The sequence below is a fragment of the Paenibacillus sp. FSL H8-0315 genome (assembly GCF_038005365.1).
Classification (GTDB): domain Bacteria; phylum Bacillota; class Bacilli; order Paenibacillales; family Paenibacillaceae; genus Paenibacillus_AQ; species Paenibacillus_AQ odorifer.
Map to the genome: position 1 here is coordinate 5,478,139 of NZ_JBBOTA010000001.1, position 20,916 is coordinate 5,499,054.

General features: G+C 45.2%; 22 protein-coding genes and 2 tRNA genes. 19 read left to right on the forward strand and 5 right to left on the reverse strand.

Translation table 11 applies throughout. The annotated features are described in order from the left end of the window. Positions 1-13: 13 nt before the first annotated feature. From thiS to thiH, 3 genes are read left to right on the forward strand one after another with little or no spacing between them, the layout of a single operon-like run. On the forward strand, positions 14-217 hold the full coding sequence (gene thiS / locus MHB56_RS23685; RefSeq protein WP_038569682.1) for a sulfur carrier protein ThiS: 204 nt from the start codon (positions 14-16) through the stop codon (positions 215-217). A 55-nt stretch (positions 218-272) separates the two neighbouring features. After that, entirely contained in the window at positions 273-1,040 is a 768-nt protein-coding gene (locus MHB56_RS23690; protein WP_038569684.1) for a thiazole synthase, read from the forward strand. Between the two features lie 33 nt (positions 1,041-1,073). Further along, entirely contained in the window at positions 1,074-2,189 is a 1,116-nt protein-coding gene (gene thiH, locus MHB56_RS23695) for a 2-iminoacetate synthase ThiH (protein ID WP_076304385.1), read from the forward strand. An 81-nt stretch (positions 2,190-2,270) separates the two neighbouring features. Here the strand turns inward: thiH and yfbR are convergent, their stop codons facing one another. Next, the gene (gene yfbR / locus MHB56_RS23700; protein ID WP_081390510.1) at positions 2,271-2,876 is read right to left on the reverse strand and encodes a 5'-deoxynucleotidase; all 606 of its coding nucleotides are present in this window, start codon (positions 2,874-2,876) and stop codon (positions 2,271-2,273) included. Positions 2,877-2,978: 102 nt separating this feature from the next. Here yfbR and MHB56_RS23705 point away from each other — a divergent pair, with 102 nt between their 5' ends. The 11 genes from MHB56_RS23705 to MHB56_RS23755 all read left to right on the forward strand — a co-directional run bounded on the left by MHB56_RS23705 (position 2,979) and on the right by MHB56_RS23755 (position 15,375). Continuing rightward, the gene (locus MHB56_RS23705; RefSeq protein WP_076191426.1) at positions 2,979-4,538 is read left to right on the forward strand and encodes a fumarate hydratase; all 1,560 of its coding nucleotides are present in this window, start codon (positions 2,979-2,981) and stop codon (positions 4,536-4,538) included. Positions 4,539-4,696: 158 nt separating this feature from the next. Further along, the gene (locus MHB56_RS23710; protein ID WP_076124919.1) at positions 4,697-5,083 is read left to right on the forward strand and encodes a VOC family protein; all 387 of its coding nucleotides are present in this window, start codon (positions 4,697-4,699) and stop codon (positions 5,081-5,083) included. 178 nt (positions 5,084-5,261) lie between these two features. Further along, a complete protein-coding gene (pnpS, locus tag MHB56_RS23715) occupies positions 5,262-7,058 on the forward strand; it encodes a two-component system histidine kinase PnpS (protein ID WP_076124920.1) in 1,797 nt (598 codons plus the stop codon). A gap of 109 nt (positions 7,059-7,167) precedes the next feature. Next, on the forward strand, positions 7,168-7,896 hold the full coding sequence (locus tag MHB56_RS23720; RefSeq protein WP_036678951.1) for a response regulator transcription factor: 729 nt from the start codon (positions 7,168-7,170) through the stop codon (positions 7,894-7,896). 198 nt (positions 7,897-8,094) lie between these two features. Then, positions 8,095-8,850, forward strand: a complete 756-nt coding sequence (gene pstB / locus MHB56_RS23725; protein ID WP_036678954.1) for a phosphate ABC transporter ATP-binding protein PstB — start codon at positions 8,095-8,097, stop codon at positions 8,848-8,850. 73 nt (positions 8,851-8,923) lie between these two features. After that, a complete protein-coding gene (phoU, locus tag MHB56_RS23730) occupies positions 8,924-9,583 on the forward strand; it encodes a phosphate signaling complex protein PhoU (protein WP_036678957.1) in 660 nt (219 codons plus the stop codon). Between the two features lie 189 nt (positions 9,584-9,772). Then, on the forward strand, positions 9,773-12,442 hold the full coding sequence (gene polA, locus MHB56_RS23735; RefSeq protein ID WP_339247632.1) for a DNA polymerase I: 2,670 nt from the start codon (positions 9,773-9,775) through the stop codon (positions 12,440-12,442). A gap of 52 nt (positions 12,443-12,494) precedes the next feature. Then, positions 12,495-13,331 (forward strand): DNA-formamidopyrimidine glycosylase, encoded by an 837-nt coding sequence (gene mutM / locus MHB56_RS23740; RefSeq protein WP_341144074.1) that lies wholly within the window; start codon positions 12,495-12,497, stop codon positions 13,329-13,331. 131 nt (positions 13,332-13,462) lie between these two features. Further along, positions 13,463-14,209, forward strand: a complete 747-nt coding sequence (locus MHB56_RS23745) for a manganese efflux pump (RefSeq protein ID WP_076124925.1) — start codon at positions 13,463-13,465, stop codon at positions 14,207-14,209. A gap of 9 nt (positions 14,210-14,218) precedes the next feature. Beyond that, positions 14,219-14,815 (forward strand): dephospho-CoA kinase, encoded by a 597-nt coding sequence (gene coaE, locus MHB56_RS23750; RefSeq protein WP_076220141.1) that lies wholly within the window; start codon positions 14,219-14,221, stop codon positions 14,813-14,815. Then, positions 14,812-15,375 (forward strand): lytic transglycosylase domain-containing protein, encoded by a 564-nt coding sequence (locus tag MHB56_RS23755; protein ID WP_036678971.1) that lies wholly within the window; start codon positions 14,812-14,814, stop codon positions 15,373-15,375. The genes coaE and MHB56_RS23755 overlap by 4 nt, the downstream gene beginning before the upstream one ends. 84 nt (positions 15,376-15,459) lie before the next feature. Here the strand turns inward: MHB56_RS23755 and MHB56_RS23760 are convergent, their stop codons facing one another. Continuing rightward, positions 15,460-15,678: an alpha/beta-type small acid-soluble spore protein gene (locus tag MHB56_RS23760; protein WP_036678974.1), complete on the reverse strand. Its 219-nt coding sequence runs from the start codon at positions 15,676-15,678 to the stop codon at positions 15,460-15,462. Positions 15,679-15,842: 164 nt separating this feature from the next. On the opposite strand from MHB56_RS23760, the gene nrdR reads away from it, so the two are divergent. The 3 genes from nrdR to MHB56_RS23775 all read left to right on the forward strand — a co-directional run bounded on the left by nrdR (position 15,843) and on the right by MHB56_RS23775 (position 16,729). After that, complete coding sequence (gene nrdR, locus MHB56_RS23765; RefSeq protein WP_036678976.1) at positions 15,843-16,319, forward strand: transcriptional regulator NrdR; 477 nt, start codon at positions 15,843-15,845, stop codon at positions 16,317-16,319. 251 nt (positions 16,320-16,570) lie between these two features. After that, positions 16,571-16,646 (forward strand) — tRNA-Ala (locus MHB56_RS23770). Positions 16,647-16,656: 10 nt separating this feature from the next. After that, a tRNA-Lys gene (locus MHB56_RS23775) sits at positions 16,657-16,729 on the forward strand. A gap of 214 nt (positions 16,730-16,943) precedes the next feature. On the opposite strand, the gene MHB56_RS29890 is transcribed toward MHB56_RS23775, so the two are convergent. Together MHB56_RS29890 and MHB56_RS23780 are read right to left on the reverse strand one after the other, a co-directional pair. Then, entirely contained in the window at positions 16,944-17,009 is a 66-nt protein-coding gene (locus tag MHB56_RS29890) for a putative holin-like toxin (RefSeq protein ID WP_367946865.1), read from the reverse strand. A gap of 74 nt (positions 17,010-17,083) precedes the next feature. Further along, positions 17,084-17,542, reverse strand: a complete 459-nt coding sequence (locus tag MHB56_RS23780) for a MarR family winged helix-turn-helix transcriptional regulator (protein ID WP_076184289.1) — start codon at positions 17,540-17,542, stop codon at positions 17,084-17,086. A gap of 165 nt (positions 17,543-17,707) precedes the next feature. Between MHB56_RS23780 and MHB56_RS23785 the strand changes: the two genes are divergently transcribed. Beyond that, complete coding sequence (locus tag MHB56_RS23785) at positions 17,708-18,586, forward strand: SDR family NAD(P)-dependent oxidoreductase (RefSeq protein WP_341144075.1); 879 nt, start codon at positions 17,708-17,710, stop codon at positions 18,584-18,586. 333 nt (positions 18,587-18,919) lie between these two features. Here the strand turns inward: MHB56_RS23785 and MHB56_RS23790 are convergent, their stop codons facing one another. After that, positions 18,920-19,492, reverse strand: coding sequence for a TetR/AcrR family transcriptional regulator (locus MHB56_RS23790; protein ID WP_076301296.1), 573 nt, complete (start codon positions 19,490-19,492; stop codon positions 18,920-18,922). A gap of 192 nt (positions 19,493-19,684) precedes the next feature. On the opposite strand from MHB56_RS23790, the gene MHB56_RS23795 reads away from it, so the two are divergent. Continuing rightward, positions 19,685-20,890: an MFS transporter gene (locus MHB56_RS23795; RefSeq protein ID WP_076184292.1), complete on the forward strand. Its 1,206-nt coding sequence runs from the start codon at positions 19,685-19,687 to the stop codon at positions 20,888-20,890. Positions 20,891-20,916 lie beyond the last annotated feature (26 nt).

Consider the following 20,916-nt stretch of genomic DNA (forward strand, 5'->3'; position numbering starts at 1 on the left):
GGGGTGATTCAGAATGAAGCTGTTGATTAACGGGAAATCCGCAGAGTGTTCTGGTGGTATTCAAACTATAGCTGATTTGATCAGTCTTCCTGAGTGGTCGGGTCGTCTGATGATCATTGAGCTGAATGGAGAAATTGTCAGTAAGGAGAATTATGAAAGTACTGCTCTGAGCGAGGATGATCGTTTGGAACTGGTGCACTTTGTTGGTGGGGGTTGAGATGGAGCGGTATAGAATTTTGAGAAATTTATACGAACCAAAGGGAGGTAATTTCATGCATGACCCGTTACATATTGGCGGCATCGAATTAACCAGTAGATTATTTATCGGAACCGGAAAATATAGCCGGAATACGTTGATCCCCGAAGTGATCGCAAGCTCTGGTTCTCAGGTGATTACTGTAGCGCTTCGCCGAGTGGACCCGCAAGGTGGAGCAGAAAATATCATGAACCACATTCCCGGCCACATGACTCTTCTGCCTAATACCTCAGGAGCGCGTACAGCGGAAGAGGCAGTCCGTATTGCAAGATTAGCAAGAGCTGCGGGACTGGGGAACTGGGTCAAGATCGAAGTGATCAATGATCAGAAATACCTGCTTCCAGATAATCTGGAGACCATACGAGCTACAGAGATTTTAGCAGCGGAGGGTTTTGTAGTATTGCCATATATGAGTCCGGACCTTTCGGCTGCTTTACGTCTGAGAGATGCCGGTGCTGCTGCTGTGATGCCGCTTGGTGCGCCGATCGGGACGAATCGCGGCCTGCGCACTAAGGAGCTTGTGCGTATTCTTATTGAAGAAGTGAATTTGCCGATTATTGTAGACGCCGGGATTGGCAAGCCCTCGGAAGCGGCGGAAGCAATGGAGATGGGGGCCGCTGCTGTTCTGCTTAATACGGCTATTGCAACGGCACGTAATCCGCTCGTCATGGCGGAAGCGTTCCGCGAGGCGATATCCGCTGGCCGCAAAGCTTATTTGGCAGGACTCGGTCCTGTAGAAGAAGTTGCTTTTGCTTCGTCACCGTTGACTGGATTTTTGAACTGAATTTGATAGGTCACGAAAGGAGGGAAGATTAGCATGAGCTTTTTTGACACACTGGCCCGCTTGGAGCAGTATCCTTATGAGCAACTGTGGAAGGAGTTCCGGGAGGATGACGTTAAGCGGGCGCTTGGAAAAGACAAGCTGAACGAAAATGATTTGCTGGCATTGCTCTCTCCGGCAGCAACGCCGCTGCTAGAGGAGATGGCGTTGGCTGCACAGCGACTGACCCGTGCACATTTTGGTTATTCGATGCAGCTGTTCACACCGATGTATCTTGCGGATTTTTGTGTGAATCATTGTACCTACTGCAGCTTCAGCTCCATTTATGATTTTCCGCGCAAAAAGCTGTCCTTGGAGGAGGTTCGCAGGGAGGCTGAGAAGATTGCAGCTACAGGTCTGCGGCATATCCTCATTTTGACTGGTGAATCGCGCCGGGAGAATCCTGTCTCATATATTAAGGATTGCGTAGATGTACTCAGGGAATTTTTTTCCTCTGTCAGTATTGAGATAAATCCTCTATCAACTGCAGAATATAAAGAGCTTCTTCAAGCAGGGGTGGATGGATTAACACTATACCAAGAGGTGTACCACCAGGAGACTTACAGAAAGCTGCATGTTAAAGGGCCTAAAAGAAACTACCGGAATCGCCTGGATGCACCTGAACGCGGCTGTCAGGCAGGTTTTCGTTCTGTGAATATTGGTACGTTGCTCGGGATGTATGATTGGCGGCAAGAAGCATTCCAAAGTGCCATGCATGCCCGCTATTTGCAGGATCGGTATCCAGATTGCGAGATCAGTCTGTCACCTCCGCGGTTTCGGCCTTATTTAGGGGAATTTAACCCGGAGTGTGATGTTACCGACCGATCGCTAGTGCAGATTATTTTGGCATACCGGTTATTTTTACCCCGTTCGGGCATTACTTTATCTACACGAGAGCCTGCCTCTCTACGCGATCATTTAATTCATCTAGGAATAACTAAGATGTCAGCCGGGGTCACTACTGAGGTGGGCGGTCACACTAATGCAGGGGGAACTCCGCAATTCGAAATATCCGATGGCCGTAGTGTGCAGGAGATTACGGAAATGCTATATACGAAGGGTTTGCAGCCCATTTTTAAAGACTGGGATATCCTGACCGAATCAACAACGTAACGCTTGTATTATCAATTATTAATCACTAATGGACCCCTGCGAGATTCATGCGGAGGTCCATTTTTTTTGTATAGAGGGTGTTTAGTTTCCGGCAGAGAGCTCATCGAGAGACATTTCGAAACTCGGTGCCATATGAGTCAGAAAATAATCCACTTCCTGCAGGTCAAGCCCACGAAGTTTTGCTGCTGTCTGCTCCTTCGCGGCGGCAAATTCTCGGTTTCCTGCAGCAACTTCCCATACGCATTTCAAATAAGCATCCAGCCGATCAGCGGCTTTCACATAGCTGTGCAGCAGAATGTCCTCCGAATCGGGAGGGCTGTCTTCCGGTCGTATAAGCTGAGTGTAGATGCTTTTCAGCTCTGATGGAATCATTCCAGTTAAGCGATCAGCCGCAACTTTCTCCATTTCGCGGAAGCTGGTGAGCAAGCTAGGATTGTTGTATTTTACCGGCGTGGCGATGTCACCTGTGAACACTTCGCTGGCATCATGGAACAGAGCTATGGTTGCTGCTCGTTCCGCGTTTAGTGAACGTCCAAAATGAACATTACCGATGGAACAGAGCATATGTGTGAGCAATGCAACATGAAAAGAATGCTCAGCGACGTTCTCCGGTGCGGTGCTGCGCATCAAGCTCCAGCGCTGAATATACTGAAGACGATATAGATAGGCAGAAAAATGGTAGCTCAATTTTAAAGTAACCCCTTTCATGCGGTGCTAGGTATGATATTATTATACTAATTGTATCAAACTTTAGATAACCTGGAACTGCCGAGAGGAGCTTGAATGAAGATGCAGCATTTTGAAGACAGTATTTATAACCTTATCGTAGAAACTTCCACGAATTTGCCGGGAGATGTACGCCGGGCAGTTGCAAAAGGTCGCGCGCTGGAAGACAGGGCTACCCGGTCCGGTCTTGCTTTAACCACGATTGCGCAAAATATCGGAATGGCTGAGCAGCAAGTGTCTCCGATCTGTCAGGATACGGGAATGCCTACATTTATCATTCACACCCCTGTGGGAATCAATCAGATTGAGATGAAAAAAGATATTCATAATGCCATTGTACGAGCGACCAAGAATGGTAAACTTCGTCCCAATTCTGTAGATTCATTAACAGGTGAGAATAGCGGAGATAACTTGGGTGCAGGCACACCAGTCATTCATTTCGAACAATGGGAAGAGGATAAAATAGACGTTAGACTTATTCTGAAGGGTGGAGGCTGCGAGAATAAAAATATTCAATACAGTCTCCCGGCAGAATTAGAAGGACTCGGCAAAGCGGGTCGGGATCTTGACGGAATCCGTAAATGTATTTTACACGCGGTATATCAGGCGCAGGGACAAGGATGTAGTGCCGGTTTTATTGGCGTGGGTATCGGCGGTGACCGTACGACTGGCTACGAGCTGGCTAAGAAGCAGCTGTTCCGCAAAGTGGAGGATGTTAATCCAATAGAAGACCTTAGTAAGCTGGAAGACTATATTATGGAGAATGCTAACAAGCTTGGAATTGGCACGATGGGCTTTGGTGGTGAAGTATCGCTGCTGGGCTGTAAGGTTGGCGTAATGAATCGTCTGCCAGCTAGCTTTTTCGTATCCGTTGCTTATAACTGTTGGGCCTTCCGCCGCCAAGGGGTGCTGGTTGATCCATCCACAGGCAATATAGAGGATTGGTTGTATGAGAGTGGTACAGGGATATCTGTAGATGATGAAGGGGCACATGAATCTGAAGCAGTAGTTGCTGAGGGAGCTAACAGCCCGGCCTCTGAGTCGCGGGAAGTACGTCTTACAACGCCGATAAGTGAAGAGGATATCCGTAGTCTGCGTGTTGGAGACGTGGTTATTTTATCCGGTGAAATGCATACAGGCCGTGATGCTTTGCACAAATATTTAATGGATCATGAGTCTCCGGTAGATCTGGAAGGGGCTGTGATTTATCATTGTGGTCCTGTGATGATGAAAGATGAGGAAGGCTGGCATGTAAAAGCTGCGGGCCCAACTACGAGCATTCGTGAAGAGCCTTATCAAGGCGATATCATCAAAAAATTTGGAATCCGTGCAGTCATCGGAAAAGGTGGTATGGGTCCAAAAACGTTAAAAGCGTTGCAGGAGCACGGCGGGGTATACCTCAATGCGATTGGTGGAGCCGCCCAGTATTATGCTGAGTGTATTAAGAAGGTCAACGCTGTTGATTTTATGGAATTTGGTATTCCTGAGGCGATGTGGCATCTCGATGTGGAGGGTTTTGCAGCGATTGTGACGATGGATGCTCACGGCAACAGTCTGCATGCGGATGTGGAAAAAGATTCTGCAGCTAAATTGACTCAATTCAAGGAGCCAGTGTTTAAATAAATGGGGTTACAACCGGTGGATAAGTCATGAGGAGGGCAGATTCTCTGAATGGCTTTTCCATGGGTTTTAATCAAATTATAAGGATTTATATGTCCAGACTATAAATGATCCTTAAGGAACGCCGAAGGCGTTTTTGCCTGTCTAAAGGAGGACAACGAATGGCACCACATTATATTAGAAATGGGTTTCTTAACGTTACGCCGTATTTTATTGCGGAAGATGCAGACCAATTGATAGATTTTGTTGTGCACTGCTTTGATGCCAAAATTATTGATATGCTGCGAAATGATGAGGGAAGGATTAGGCATGCCGAGGTCAGAATCGGTGATTCCATCATTGAGATTTCCGAAGCGAATGAAAAGTATTCACCGGTACAGCTTGCCATTCATCTTTATGTAAGAAATGTTGATGAGACCTACCGCAAGTGCCTGGATGCCGGGGCTTCTATTATTGAAGAACCACTGGATAAATCCTATGGAGAAAGAGGAGCAGGGGTTAGAGACCGTCAGGGTAATCAGTGGTTTCTTGCCACCCGTACAGAATAAACTCATGTGTTTTTACAAAAGTAATACAAAGTAACAGTCCAGAGTTAATCAACTCGGGCTGTTATTTTTATATAATCTACTCTGGGGGGCTTATGTCACGGTCATAGTCGTACTGGTATTTTGAAGAAAATGAAGTTAGGATAAAAGATACAATGATAAAGGGAGAGGCAAATTTCAGATGAAACCGTTTCGTGCTCGTCTTACGTTTATACTTATGGCCTTAATCGGTATTTCCATGATTGGTACTGGATTTACGATGGCTCATCTGTTTAAGAGCTCCCATATAACTGCTCTGGAAGAGAATATGTCCCGGGAAATAAGTTTGCTCTCAGGAACACTGGAATTTGTAGATATGAATTCTTCAAATGCGATCCCGTATTACACTGAACAGGCGGAGCATATTTCTAAACTTTTAGATTCTCGGATAACGTTTATTACAAAGTCGGGTAAAGTAATTGGCGATTCTGAGAAAAACCCCTTGGAAATGGACAACCACTCCAATCGTGAAGAAGAGATAGGGGCTGCGAAAGAGGGAACTGGACGGGCAATCCGTTACAGCGAAACTCTAAAGCATGAGATGTTATATGTGGCTGGAAAGGTAACTTCTGATCAGGGATTTGACGGCTATATTCGGGTCTCAATGGGACTTGATGCTGTAACGCAAGGTCTTAAGCATGCTTGGATGATCATGGCTGCAGGTCTAATTATCTTGTTCTTGTCAGCAACTATTGTGAGCTATAAAGTAGCTTCAAGCATGACTTCCCCGCTGGAGCAAATCACAAGAGTCGCCCGGCGGATTACCGATCTGGATTATGATGCCAGAGTTCATTTGAAGCGTAAAGATGAAGTTGGACAGCTGGCTACAGCGATTAATGCAATGGCAGACAGTCTTCAAGACCAGCTTAAGACGATTCGTGATAATGAGGATCTGCTGCAAAGCGTGCTGGATAATATGACGGGCGGCATCATAATGATCAATGCGGAAGAAGAGATTGCGCTGCTTAATCGAGCTTCAGAGCGAATGCTTGATGTCAGTAACGGTGAAATGGCGGGTCATTCGTACAAAGAGTTAAAACGGCATTATGAGCTAACCCGTCTGCTTGAAGAAGGGGTGTTAAGCCGGGAGCCGATTCATGAAGAACGAAGTATTTATAACCCAAGAGAGCGAATTGTACGGATGGACGCGGTTCCGATGATCCAGGATGGTACGTACAGAGGTATGCTTTTCCTATTGCAAGAGGTTACGGAAATTCGCCGTTTGGAGCGGATGCGTAGTGAATTTGTAGCTAATGTATCGCATGAACTCAAGACTCCGGTTGCAGCGGTCAAAGGGTTTGCCGAGACCTTACTGGGTGGCGGAGTTAAAGATGAGAAGACGGCGAGATCCTTCCTGCAAATTATTTATGATGAGAACGAGCGTTTAAATCGCTTGATTGGAGATATTCTGGAATTATCTAAAATCGAATCTAAACGGGTGCAGCTCGATTGCTCACCGGTTCATATCATTGAATTCTTTGATTCCGTGCTGGGAACCATCAGTAAAGTCGCTGAGAAGAAAAACATTAGTCTTAATGTAGAGGTTCCTGAGGAGCTATTCATTGAGGCGGATGAGGATAAGCTGCGTCAAATCTTTATGAATCTGTTCTCTAATGCGATTAATTACACACATGAAGGCGGAAACGTAAAGGTCTACGTTAAGAGTCTACTGAAACCAGACGGCTCCGAAAATGTTCAATTTACTGTTAGCGATACAGGTATGGGGATTCCTAAAAAAGATCTTCCGCGTATTTTTGAACGTTTTTACCGGGTGGATAAGGCAAGATCCAGAAGCTCCGGTGGAACCGGATTGGGGCTGTCTATTGTAAAGCATTTGGTAGATATGCACCATGGAGTGATTTCAGTTGAAAGTGATTTGGGAATCGGAAGTTCCTTTGTGATTGAATTGCCTTTACTGCAGGAAGAAAAGACCGATTAGATTTTTGTAAATTCACTTTTTCAATTTTACACTAAGTTAACATTACGGTGATATGATGGTTTTGTTGCTGTTTTGTAAAAATCAAACTATATGGAAGACGGGGGAACCTATGGCTCAACGATTGCTTGTCATTGAAGACGAACCGACACTAGCCCGGCTGCTGTCCTATAACTTAACGCAGGAAGGTTACGAGGTGACGGTAGAGGATCATGGAACGGCAGGATATGATCGTGCGACGAGGGAACCTTTTGACTTGATCGTATTGGATCTGATGCTGCCAGGAATGAATGGCATTGACATCCTTGATAAATTGCGTGGACAAGGTATCCGCACACCTATTATCGTATTGACTGCTAAAAATGCTGAAGAAGATGTGGTTAGAGGGCTGAAATCTGGTGCTGATGATTATATAACCAAACCTTTTGGAGTATCCGAATTGCTTGCAAGAGTGAGCGCTGTTTTACGACGGATTTCCGGTCTTGCTGAGGAGGCTCCACAAGAGACACCTATATCTGCTTCTACGATCATTCTGGGACAACTAGAAATCTATCCTGAGCGGTATGAAGTTTCCTTAGGTGGACATAGCATTAACCTGCGACCGAAAGAGTTCGAGGTATTGTTATATTTGGCTCGTAAACCAGGGGTAGTGCTGACAAGAGATGATCTTATGAACGCTGTATGGGGCTTTGATTATATTGGTGGACAGCGCACCGTTGATGTGCACGTAAGTTCACTTCGTAAAAAGCTTGAGCTAGATCCAGAATCCGTCCATATCGATTCCATTCGAGGTGTAGGTTATAAATTAGTTGTTAACAAAAAGAGAGCTCCGGTCATTTAGCATGACTGGAGTTTTCTTCTTTATCCCGTTCATAAACAAGATTCAGGTGAGATTACACGCCGAATTGTAGGGAATACTATCACGTGGACTAATTCATCTTCACCAATTTTACATTGCGTTAACATTTCTCTCCAACTGTATTTACATTAAAAGCTTATTATGGAGAACGAAGATGATGAGAAGGAGACGTAAATACTAATGAAATCCATCATTGACATAGAGAAACTTGATCTCTACTATGAGTCATTTCACGCACTGAAGAATGTGAATCTGCAAATTCCGGAGAAACAGGTTACTGCTTTTATTGGACCTTCCGGTTGCGGAAAATCCACTCTGTTGCGCACGCTGAATCGTATGAATGATATGATTCCTGGTACACGTATTGAAGGAACTGTAAACATCGGCGGCAAAAATATTTATAGTGACGAGGTAGAGGTAGAAAGCCTGCGTAAGCAGGTGGGCATGGTATTCCAACAGCCAAATCCTTTTCCAAAGTCGATTTACGACAATGTTGCTTATGGTCCTCGCCTGCACGGTATTCGTTCAAAGAGCGAACTGGATGAGATTGTAGAGCAAAGTCTGCGTCATTCCGCGCTGTGGGAGGAAGTTAAAGATTTTCTGAAAAAATCTGCCCTTAGCTTGTCCGGCGGACAGCAGCAACGGCTGTGTATCGCCCGAGCTTTGGCAGTACAGCCGGATATTCTGCTCATGGATGAGGCAACGTCTGCACTTGATCCTGTGTCTACGCTCAAGATAGAGGAGCTTGTACAGGAATTAAGAAGTAAGTATACAATCGTTATGGTTACTCATAACATGCATCAGGCGGCACGTGTATCTGGTCGAACCGTGTTTTTCTTGAATGGTGTAATTGTAGAGGCGGCGGATACAGAGGTGTTGTTCTCGACTCCTAAGGATTCCCGCACCGAAGATTATATTTCTGGACGTTTCGGCTGATACGGGCTACAAGGGCGCTCGTCCTTGGAAATGGCAAGCTGACCATACATTAATGAGGAGGATCGCTCTTACTATGATTCGCAGAAAAGAATTTGATAAAGATTTGGAAGAGCTGCGCAGTCTGCTGCAGCAGATGGGTGAACATGTAATAGATGCTCTTGGTGGAGCAATTGTTGCTTTACAGAATCTTGATACTGTGCGCGCTCAGGAAATCATTAAAGCAGATTTGCAGCTGAATGCCATGGAAGATAAAATCATGGAAATTGGCTCACGGCTAATTATTACACAGCAGCCTGTAGCAAAAGATTTGCGCCGCATTATCGTTGCTTTCAAAATATCTAGCGATTTGGAACGTATGGGTGACTTGGCTATTGATGTTGCGAAAGCAACTATGCGCATCCATGGACAGCAGCTGATCAAGCCGCTTGTAGACATTCCACGTATGGCGGAAATTGTGACGACCATGATTGATGAGGCTATCCAGTCTTATCTGGATGAGAACACGGATCTGGCTTATAGAATGGCACAAGATGATGATCAGGTCGATCAATTATATGGTTCGATGATCAATGAGCTATATAGTTATATGGTGGCAAAACCGGATTCTGTATCCCAAGCTATGTTATTAACGCTGGTAGGCCGTTATATTGAACGGATTGCCGATCATGCGACTAACATAGGTGAGAGTGTTGTTTATCTGGTCACAGGCAGCCGTCCGGACTTGAATCAGTAATTTGCACTTACACAGCTTTTGTTATATCTTTAGTTAAACTAAGTAGCCGCCCTTTTAAAAGGGCGGCTACTTGTTGTATATCCTTAACATATCAGCTTATCCCACTGTTTAGGTTGGTAAAGCCGTTTCTACTTGTACAGGGCATATGGTAAGATGTAAGGAGTAAGCATGAAAAAGGCGAGGTGCACTATGGACAAGTTGATACTTATAGATGGAAACAATATTATTTACCGTGCTTTTTTTGCGATGCCCCCGCTGACGAATACAGCAGGGCAACAGACAAATGCGGTGTACGGATTTACAACGATGCTGCTTCGTTTAATCGAAGAACATAAACCGACACATATGATTGTCGCTTTCGATGCAGGGAAAGTTACTTTTCGGCATGAAGGTTATCAAGATTATAAGGGCGGCCGGCAAAAAACACCGCCGGAACTCTCCGAGCAGTTCCCTTTGTTGAAGGAATTGCTGACTAATTTAGGTGTACCGCAGTTTGAAATTGGCAATTATGAGGCTGATGATATTATTGGCACCATTTCACGCCAGGCGGATGAAGCGGGACGGCAGGTTATGATCGTGTCGGGAGACAAGGATATGTTGCAGCTGGCCTCTGAACATACGACCGTTGCCTTAATCCGCAAAGGGGTCACCGAAGTTGAGCTTTATGGGCCGGAACAAATCCGGGAGAAATATGACCTAACCCCTGAGCAGATCATTGATCTTAAAGGGCTGATGGGCGATGCAAGTGATAACATCCCGGGAGTACCCGGCGTAGGTGAGAAGACAGCTTTGAAGCTGCTGCATCAATTTGGATCAGTGGAAGGTGTCTTAGCTGGAACCGGTGAGCTAAAGGGTAAAATGAAAGAGAAACTGGAAACCCATGCGGAAGATGCGGTGATGAGTAAAAAATTAGCGACCATCTATCGTGAAGTACCGCTTGAGCATTCGTGGGAAGACATGGTCTTCAATGGAATTTCAGCGGATACAGCCGGACCAGCGCTTGCTAAGCTGGAATTTAAATCATTGTTGGACCGTTTGTCGCTTAGTGCTTATGCTCCTGTTACCGAGGGTGAGGAGAGTGCAGCTGAAGTAGAAGCTGCGGCACTTGATATTACGATCGTAAGTGAAGAAGAACTTAAGGAGCTTAGTGAAGCCCTGGCTGGTATTTCGGCGCTGCATGTGGAATCGAATGGAGATAATCCGCATCGTGCCGAGGTAATCGGAATAGGATTGTCCTCTCTGGAGCGGCATTACTATGTGCCGTTTGAATTACTGCATAAACCGGCCGCTGCGAAGCTGCGTGATTGGCTAGGAGATGAAAAGGCTCCGAAAAGTGGATATGATCTTCACCGCGCTGATTTGGCTCTACACTGGCAGGGAATTGCTTTTGCAGGTGCAGCCCATGATGTGCAGCTGGCGGCTTATTTGCTTGATCCTACGGAGGCTAATCAGAATCTAAATGATCTCACTGCTAAATACGGCTTGCCGCGGCTCTCTCCTGATGAAGAGGTATTTGGTAAAGGTGCCAAATACAAAATCCCTGAGCTTGAAGTTTTAGGAAATCACGTTGCACGAAAGAGTGCAACGGTTCTTGGAATCGCACAGAAGCAACAGCAGGAGCTGGTGGAGACCGCAATGACAGGGCTATTCGAGGATCTGGAAATGCCTTTGTCACGGATTTTGGCGGATATGGAGAAACAGGGGATTGCAGTCAATGCTGGTGATCTTAAAGAGCTTGGAAAAGAATTCGAGGCGCAAATTTCCAAATTGGTCAGTGAAATATACGAGATTTGTGGCACTGAGTTTAATTTGAACTCACCAAAGCAGCTGGGTGAAATCTTGTTTGTAAAGCTAGGTCTGCCTGTCGTCAAGAAGACGAAGACGGGTTATTCCACGGATGCCGAAGTGCTTGAGAAACTGGCGCCATACCACGATGTGGTGCGTTTGATTCTGCAATATCGCACAATTGCAAAGCTGCAATCTACCTACGTAGAGGGGCTGCTTAAAGAAATTTCCCCGAACACAGGGAAGGTGCATACATTCTATCGGCAGACAATTGCCGCTACAGGACGGCTTAGCAGCCAATTCCCGAACTTGCAAAATATCCCGATTCGTCTAGAGGAAGGACGCAAAATCCGCAAGGTATTCGTTCCGTCCGAACCGGGCTGGTCCATCTTAGCAGCCGACTATTCGCAGATCGAACTGCGTGTGCTGGCACATATTTCCGGTGATGAGCGGATGAAGGAAGCCTTTCTGCATGATATGGATATTCACACGAAGACAGCGATGGATGTGTTCGGTGTGACCGCAGAACAGGTGGACAGTAATATGCGCCGTGCCGCAAAAGCCGTTAACTTTGGGATCGTCTACGGGATCAGTGATTACGGTCTCTCGCAGAATCTGAATATTCCGCGTAAGGAAGCCGCGCAATTTATTGAACAGTATTTTGAGGTTTATCAGGGTGTGCGCCGCTATATGGACGATATTGTAGTGGAGGCACGAAAGTATGGTTATGTGACCACATTGCTCGAACGTCGCCGTTATCTGCCGGAGATTAATGCGAAGAACTTTAATCTGCGCTCTTTTGCGGAGCGGACAGCAATGAATACACCTATACAGGGAACAGCAGCGGATATAATCAAGCTGGCGATGGTGCATATGGACAAGGCGTTATTTGATCGTGGGCTTAAGAGCCGTATGCTGCTTCAAGTACACGATGAGCTTGTATTCGAGGTGCCAGAGGATGAAATGGAGCTTATGAAGACGCTTTTGCCGGAAGTAATGGGTGGAGCCCTAAAGTTATCTGTGCCGCTTAAGGCAGAGGTCAGCTTTGGAAGTAACTGGTACGAGGCGAAATAGACTCCCTTTAAGGTGTGCATATCAGCTATAATGTAGTTGAGGTGAAGACATCATGCCGGAATTACCGGAAGTAGAGACAGTCAAGAGAACACTTAATGAGTTAGTTAATGGAAAGCAGATAGAGAATGTAACCGTCCGGTTGGCGCGGATTATTCAGCGTCCGGATGATATTCAGGCTTTTGCCCACCTGCTGGCAGGTCATAGCATTGTAAAAGTTGAACGAAGAGGAAAGTTTTTGCGTATTGTGCTGGATGGTCTGGTGCTTGTGTCACATTTACGGATGGAAGGCCGTTACGGACTTTTTTCAAATGATGACCCACTGGACAAGCATACACATGTGATTTTTCATTTTACGGATGGAACTGAGCTGCGTTACACGGATGTTCGCCAATTCGGGACAATGCATCTTTTTCAGATGGGAGAAGATCTTCAGCTGCCGCCTTTAAATAAGCTGGGGCAGGAGCCGCTGGAGCCTTCTTTTACACCGGTGAGGTTTAAGCAGATCGTGTCCGGTAAAAGCACCAAAATTAAATCGCTGCTGCTTAATCAGGAATATATCGTCGGCATCGGCAATATTTATGTAGATGAGTCGTTGCACCGTGCGGGTATCCATCCTGAAGACAGCGCCAAAGCGCTCACGGACAATCAATTGGACAAGCTGCATCATGCTATTGTAAGCACGCTGGCCGAAGCGGTTAACGCCGGAGGTTCATCTGTTAAGTCATATGTTAATGGCCAAGGTGAGAGCGGTACGTATCAGCAGCAGCTATTGATTTACGGTCGTAAGGATCAGCCGTGTAGTAACTGCGGAACGATGATTGAGAAGACGGTTGTAGGCGGTCGTGGCACGCATTATTGTCCAAATTGCCAGCGTCCGACTGTTCACTGAATTTGTTGAAATAATAAGGTTGGCACCCACTACTTGTCCCGCCCATATACTGTGTGAAGAATGCTTAATAGAGAACGGAAGCTGAAACGATAAAATTTCAGTTTTCCGGTTCTTCACAGGAGGGATTGCGGGTGCTCAGCCCATTATTTTCACTGCTATTGCTAGCGTTTGCCTTGAGTTTGGATGGTTTTGGTGTAGGAATTACATATGGGCTGCGTAAAATGAAAATACCACTGCTCTCCGTTCTGATTATCTCGCTCTGTTCGGGGGTAGTTATCTGTGTATCGATGCAGGTTGGGGTTTTGCTTGCCAAGGTAGTGTCTCCGAATGCAGCTTCTATAGTTGGTGCAGTTATACTTGTGCTAATGGGGTGCTGGTCGCTTGTTCAGATGCTGATGCAGAAAGAGAAAGATGCAGATGGCGGACGTAAAGCTGAAACGGTAGATAAGGGCTCATTTTCCGAGCAGGCTTGGGCAGAGGTAGCTGCTGATTCTGAAGCGGGTACAGAACCTGTTATGAATGATGAACCGTTGAAATCAGCTGTTTTTTCACTTGAGCTTCGCCGTTTGGGGATCGTAGTACAGATCTTGCGTACCCCGTCTTCTGCGGATATGGATGCCTCAGGAAGCATCTCTTCGATGGAAGCGATGATACTGGGGATTGCGCTCTCTCTGGATGCTTTTGGGGCTGGACTTGGCGCAGCGCTGCTTGGCTTCAATCCGATATGGACATCACTTACAATAGCTTTGTTTAGTGGTACATTTCTATTGCTGGGTATGAAGACTGGACTTAGATTTGCCGGGAACTACTGGATGAAGCATGCTGCCGCATTACCAGCGTTATTATTAATTGCAATGGGAATACTGAAGCTATTATGAGGTGAGTACATGATTATAGGCTTAACCGGAGGAATCGCATCCGGAAAAAGCACAGTGTCTGCACTGCTTGTGAACAAGGGAGCGAGGCTGGTTGATGCCGATGTGATCGCCAGAGAAGTTATGCTTCCCGGGCATGAAGTGTTGGCTGCTGCTGCTAAGCAATTCGGAAAAGAGATCCTTTTTCCGGATGGAACACTGAATAGGGCCAAATTAGGTGAAATCGTCTTTCAAGATCCTGTGGCCCTGCAAACCTTGAACAATTTGACGCATCCTGCCATCCGGCAGGAAATCAAAGACCGTATGTACAGCATGGAGCAGGAAGAGCCGAAGCGGCTTATTATTGTGGATATTCCGCTTCTTTTTGAATCAGGGCTTGAGACCCTGTTCCATGAGATTGTAGTAGTCTACGTTCCCCGTGAAATGCAAATTGCTCGATTAATGGAACGTAATAGGCTCTCTTTAGAAGAAGCAGAAGCGCGATTGAATGCACAGATGGATATTGAGCAGAAACGTAATAAAGCGGACTACATCATCGACAACAGTGGCGATCTTGCGTACACTGAGCAACAGGTTGCTGTGTTTTGGGACAGGCTGGGTTTATCATGAAATGGCTACGTAAAAAAAGAGTACTGCTTCTGCTATTTGTGGGTTTTACGGCAATATTGTTTCTGAGTACTAACTGGATGTCGTGGTTTTATCCCATCCATTTTAAAGATGAGATTCGCAAGCACAGCATCACTTATGAGATAGACCCGTTTCTTGTAACCGCGATTATTCGTGTAGAAACGAACTTCAAAACTGGACGAGAATCCAAAAAAGGCGCACTAGGGCTGATGCAGCTTATGCCGGATACCGCGAAGTGGGCGCTGGAAAAGGCCAAGCTTCCAAACGTATCTATGGAAGAACTCAAGCATGAGCCTTCGGCTAATATTGAACTGGGTACATGGTATCTTTCAACTTTATCCCGTCAGTTCGAAGGTAAACGTACAGCAATTATCGCAGCCTATAATGCTGGACCCGGAAAAGTTCAACGCTGGTTGGACGAAGGGATCTGGGATGGGACAGATGCAACCATTAAAGATATTCCCATTGGTGAAACCAGGCATTATGTACAGCGCGTTAATTATTACTATGATCAGTACACGGACATTTACAAAGAATTTTAATTTCTACCGTGTTATGTATAAAAAGAAGTATTAAACGACCTGTAGGTCGTTTAATACTTCTTCAAAAAGCTTATGTTGGTCAGGTTATTTGTATTGACCTGCCAGTTGTTGTTCTGCCAGGGTTACAAGACGTTTAGTGATGTAACCACCGATCGAACCATTTTCATAAGAAGTTTTATTGCCTTGGTAACCATCTGGGGAAAGCGTGATTCCTAGTTCTTGGGCAACTTCGTATTTAAGTTGTTCCAAGGCACCGCGGGAATTTGGAGCTACAAGGTTATTGGAGTTGTTGCTTTGGCTCATTGCTGTTCACCTCCTCTGTTGGTAACTGTATTATGTGCCGGACTTGCCATTATCATTACAAGAAAAAAACGGTGATTTCTGGAAATAATAAAAAAGCCGTTCAAAAGCCGGATTTATAACGTGCCGGGACCCATACCATTATGTAATAGGAAGTGATGAAGCTTATGAAATGCCCTTACTGTGATCACACAAATACTAAAGTGCTGGACTCGCGACCAGCGAATGAAAATAAGTCAATCCGTCGTAGGCGTGAATGTGAGCGTTGCAGCAAACGTTTCACTACTTTTGAAATGATTGAAGAAACGCCACTCATTGTAATTAAAAAAGACGGCAGCCGTGAGGAATTCAGTCGTGATAAAATACTCCGCGGTCTCATCCGTGCTTGTGAGAAACGGCCGGTTTCTGTGGAACGTCTAGAAAAGATCGTGTCCGAGGTTGAGAAATCTCTGCGCGGCATCGCCGTTGCGGAAGTGGAAAGCCAACAGATTGGTGAATTCGTGATGGAGCAGCTCTACCCAGTAGATGAAGTGGCTTACGTTCGTTTTGCGTCCGTATATCGCCAGTTCAAGGATATTAATATGTTCATGAAGGAACTCAAAGGGCTGCTGTCCAAGAGTACGGGAGAATTAGAGGGATTATAGGGTTTTGTCCAGTTAGGGCGTTACAGCCAATCCTAGGGTCTGTTAGGAGTGCTTGTACTGGTTTGTTTCCTCTGAGTTTTGAGCGGGGAATTTGAGTGGAAAAATGAATTTTAAAAAAAGTGTTGACATAGAGGGCGATTTTTTATATTATATAGAAGTCGCCTACGACGCTTGAGTTTATCGGAACAACTCAATTACGACCAAACTAAAATTAAAAAATGTGTGATTACATACATCTGAAATTTCAGTTTGGGGCCATAGCTCAGCTGGGAGAGCGCATCGCTGGCAGCGATGAGGTCAGGGGTTCGATCCCCCTTGGCTCCACCAAACATCATATGGACTCTTAGCTCAGTTGGTAGAGCAGTAGACTCTTAATCTATTTGTCCAGGGTTCGAGCCCCTGAGAGTCCATCCTAAAAAAACGGCAGAAATGCCGTTTTTTTGTTGTTTGGGGAAGAGTGACTTTTTATTTGGTTTTGATCGTGGTATAGTTTGGGTAGATAAAACGTACAATGCAAAGAGAGTCGTGCGGAAACACGACTCCCAGTGCAATAGCCGCTTTTAAGGGCGGCGGCTTCGGAAGTTTAGTCAGGAAATAGACCGCATTCCTTTGCGAGAGGGCGGTCTATTTCTTTTTGAGGTAGTTGAGCAGTGCAATAATGAACATGCCGAACATGAACATCAGTGACAATTGCTGACTTCAATTACAGACAATCCATATCTAAAGAAACAGCAAGATGCTGTTTCTTTTTTTGTTCCCATTTATTAATTATCATTAAATCCATTAAACTCCTGAAGCATTTGGATAAAGGTTTCAAGCTGTTGATTATCCCATTGGGCTATGCGCTCATAAAATATGAACTCCTTATCCTGTAACGCGTCAAAGGTTTTTTGTCGTCCAAGATCAGTGAGAGTAAGAAGGATCGCTCGACGATCATTAGGAGAGTCTTCTCTTCTAACATAACCCAAATTCTCGAGTTGCTTGATGAGACGGCTGACTGAACTACGATCCATAGCCGTTGATTCTGCCAACACAGAGGCGCTTGTTGGTCCATAAGAGTACAGCCAACGGACTATATGGAAAGCAGCAGGCTGTATAGATGAATCGAAAGCGGCAGCAGTTCTGACATTTAGGGCATGCGAAGCGCTAATGAGAGCACTAATTTGTCCACCTAGCTTCAATTCTAATTGTCCTCTCAACGTGTCTTTACGTTCGGCATTCATTGTTTTAACCACCTAACCTTGTATTTTAAAGTTATCATACATCTATTTAGTTGACATATGTCAATCATCAATATATAGTTGATATATATCAATTATATGTTTTGGACAATACGCTGTCAAAATGAAATTGGCCCTTATGAATTCCTTATATAAAGGAGAATGTAGATGATGACAAAGCCGATTATTGTAATTACTGGAGCTACAAGCGGTTTGGGACAACTCGTTGCACTTGAAATGGCAAAGCAGGGTGCCCATCTTGTTCTGACTGTAAGGAGTAAAACCCGTTCGGAAGTAACTGAAAAAATGATAAAGGAGAGCGTACCAGCAGCCGAAATTAGTTTTTTCTACGGAGATTTATCTTCAATGAGGGATGTCACTAGGTTAGGACAAGAAATATCTAGTGTTTTTCCGAAGATAGACGTGTTAATAAATAACGCAGGGCTTCATGGGTTTGAACAGCGGATAACTGCCGATGGATTCTCAGAAATGATGGCTGTGAACTATTTTGCACCATGGTTATTGACGCAAACCTTAGAACGTTCTTTGAGAGCAGCAGGAAATGCAAAAATTATAAATGTTGCTTCGGAAGCTTCACGCCGGCATGGAGTGCTAAAGTTGCCAGAAGATTTGCTCAATACAGCTTCTTTTACTTCCAGAGGATCTTCTGAGATTTATGGGAAAACCAAACTGTTAAACATTATGTTTACCAGTGAGCTTGCACGCCGCTGGGCGGGAACGGGAATCAGTGTTCATGCATTGAATCCGGGTTTTAACGTTACAGGTCTCGGGCGTGAACTTTGGTTTTCTTCGATGCTTAAGCGCTTATTGAATTTCTTTCGTATTGGCGATCCTCGTAAAGGAGCGGAGATCATTATTCGTTTAATGAGCGATCCTAAGTATCAAGAGAGCAGTGGGGGATATTTTAACGTTGGGACAGGCAATCCCATTGTACCCGTCCAACCGGGAGGAGATAGGGTAATGGAAAATAAATTATGGAACGATACGCGAGACATTTTGCAGCAGAAAGGTTTCTTTGGAAACTGATTTAATTAGTGAAACTAACCTCATGTCCGTTCGAATCACCCATTCATGATCCTGCGGACTGTATAGCTCTTATTTTCTTTATTTAATGAAATTAGTCGAGTGATCGGACCGTATCGCACTTATTCCCTCATCAGTAGCAGTATTTTGCTTTGAAAAGACTAGATAAGTGCGTAGGAGTCCGATAGCTTGGGAAAACGCCTCATAATGAGAAAATAAGAGCACCTCGGTCCGTTGTATCTCAACCTTCCGCCAGTCCGACATTTTTTAGTACTACGATCAGAAATAGACCGATCCCTTGTGAGAGAGGGCGGTCTATTTTACAGTTACCGTTAGTTACCGTATTCCTTCAAAAGCGTATCTCACCAACTGCTGCACATAAGCATCGTCTATGGGTTGGCCGGTCACCAGCAAGCGGTAGAATATCGGCCCGTAAATAAGATCGGTAACAACTTCAATATCGAGATTATCCTTCAATTCCCCGCGCTGAACACCTCGTTCCATAAGCAGCCGTGCCTCAAGCCGACGAGGCTGGAAATATCGGGTCCGATAAGCTTCCGCCAAGCCTGAATCCATCTGTCCTTCGCCAATGATCTCCGTAATGATTTTACCCTCTCGACTAATCAGGAACCGGGATAAGTTCGTTGCATGCATGAGAATATCATCGAATACTGAACCTGTGTCAGGTACGGGCAGTCTGTCCGCAGCGGAGGATAGGAATCCATCAATCACCACGGCAGCCTTGTTAGGCCACCATTTATATATCGTAGCTTTGCTGACCTTGGCACGATCCGCTATTTTTTCCACCGTAACTGCTCCAAAACCATTTTCCAATAACAAATCATAGGAAGCGGAAAGAATAGACTTCTCCGTCTCAACATTACGCGGACGTCCTCGTTTACTCTCCATCTGAAATCACCCTTTCGTTAATCTGTCTCCAGTCAAAATATAAACTATACGTTCAGTATACTAAAAAAATCCGGGAAAATAAATGACCATCGCCTATTTACAAAACGATACGTTCAGTATATTATTTAAACATGAATTAGTGAACTGAACGTATAGTATTTAAATTATTATGACCATCTGAGGAGGATTCACATGCAAAAAGAACAAGCGGCGAAAGAGAACCACATTTCAAGTTGGATGATGTTTATGTTAGCAGCGGCATGCGGGCTTATCGTGGCCAATCTTTATTATGCTCAAACCCTTGTCGGACCTATCAGTGTCTCGACAGGACTTTCTTCTACAGCCGCAGGCTTGATCGTCACTTTAACTCAAATCGGTTATGTTGTAGGTTTGTTATTTATCGTGCCGCTGAGTGACATTGTTGAGAATCGGCGTCTCACGATAATCACGTTAATGGTTGCAGTGGGTGCATTGCTGGTTGCAGCTTTCGCAGCTAATGCGCCTTTGTTCCTGACAGCATCTTTGTTTATAGGAACCGGTTCTGTGGTAGCTCAAATCCTGGTGCCTTATGCCACCTATTTAGCGTCTGAAGAGCAGCGTGGGCGTGTGGTTGGTAATGTTATGAGTGGACTCTTACTTGGTATTATGTTTGCCCGGCCCGTGGCAAGCTTTATCACCAGCATCTGGGGATGGCAAGCCGTTTTTATTTTTTCAGCGGTCGTCATCACGTTGTTAGCCATTCTGCTGTCGCGATTTCTTCCTGAACGTAAACCTGCACCTTCGGTAAGCTATAGTAAATTAATTGTCTCTTTAGGCACCCTTTTAAAACAAACGCCTATATTGCGCCGACGTGCCTTATATCAAGCTTGTTTATTTGGAGCTTTTAGTCTCTTTTGGACGGTGGTTCCGTTGCGGTTGGCGGATGATTTTGGAATGTCGCAGCAAGGTATCGCATGGTTTGCTTTAGTAGGTGTTGGTGGGGCTGTAGCCGCGCCGATTGCTGGAAGACTGGCAGATAAAGGTTGGAGCAAATGGTTAACCGGGCTGGCCATGATCATTGCCACCTTGTCTTTTTTACTAATTCATCTTTTCCATAGCCACTCAACTTTTGCTCTCATCCTGCTCTTTATTTCCGCGATTACATTGGATATGGCCGTATCCGGAAATCTTGTACTCGGACAGCGTGTGATTTATTCATTGGGAAGTGAAGCGAGGGGACGTCTTAATGGGATCTTTATGGCGATTTTCTTCGTGGGTGGAGCCGTTGGATCATCTTTGGGTGGTTGGGCTTATGCCTATGGGGGATGGACCTTCGCCTCACTCATCGGAGTGATCCTGCCGCTATTGGCTTTGGTTTACTTTTTCACTGAAAAAAGATCAACTAAAGCTGTTGAATAAATCCTTGCTTTAAGAGTGGGGGTTAG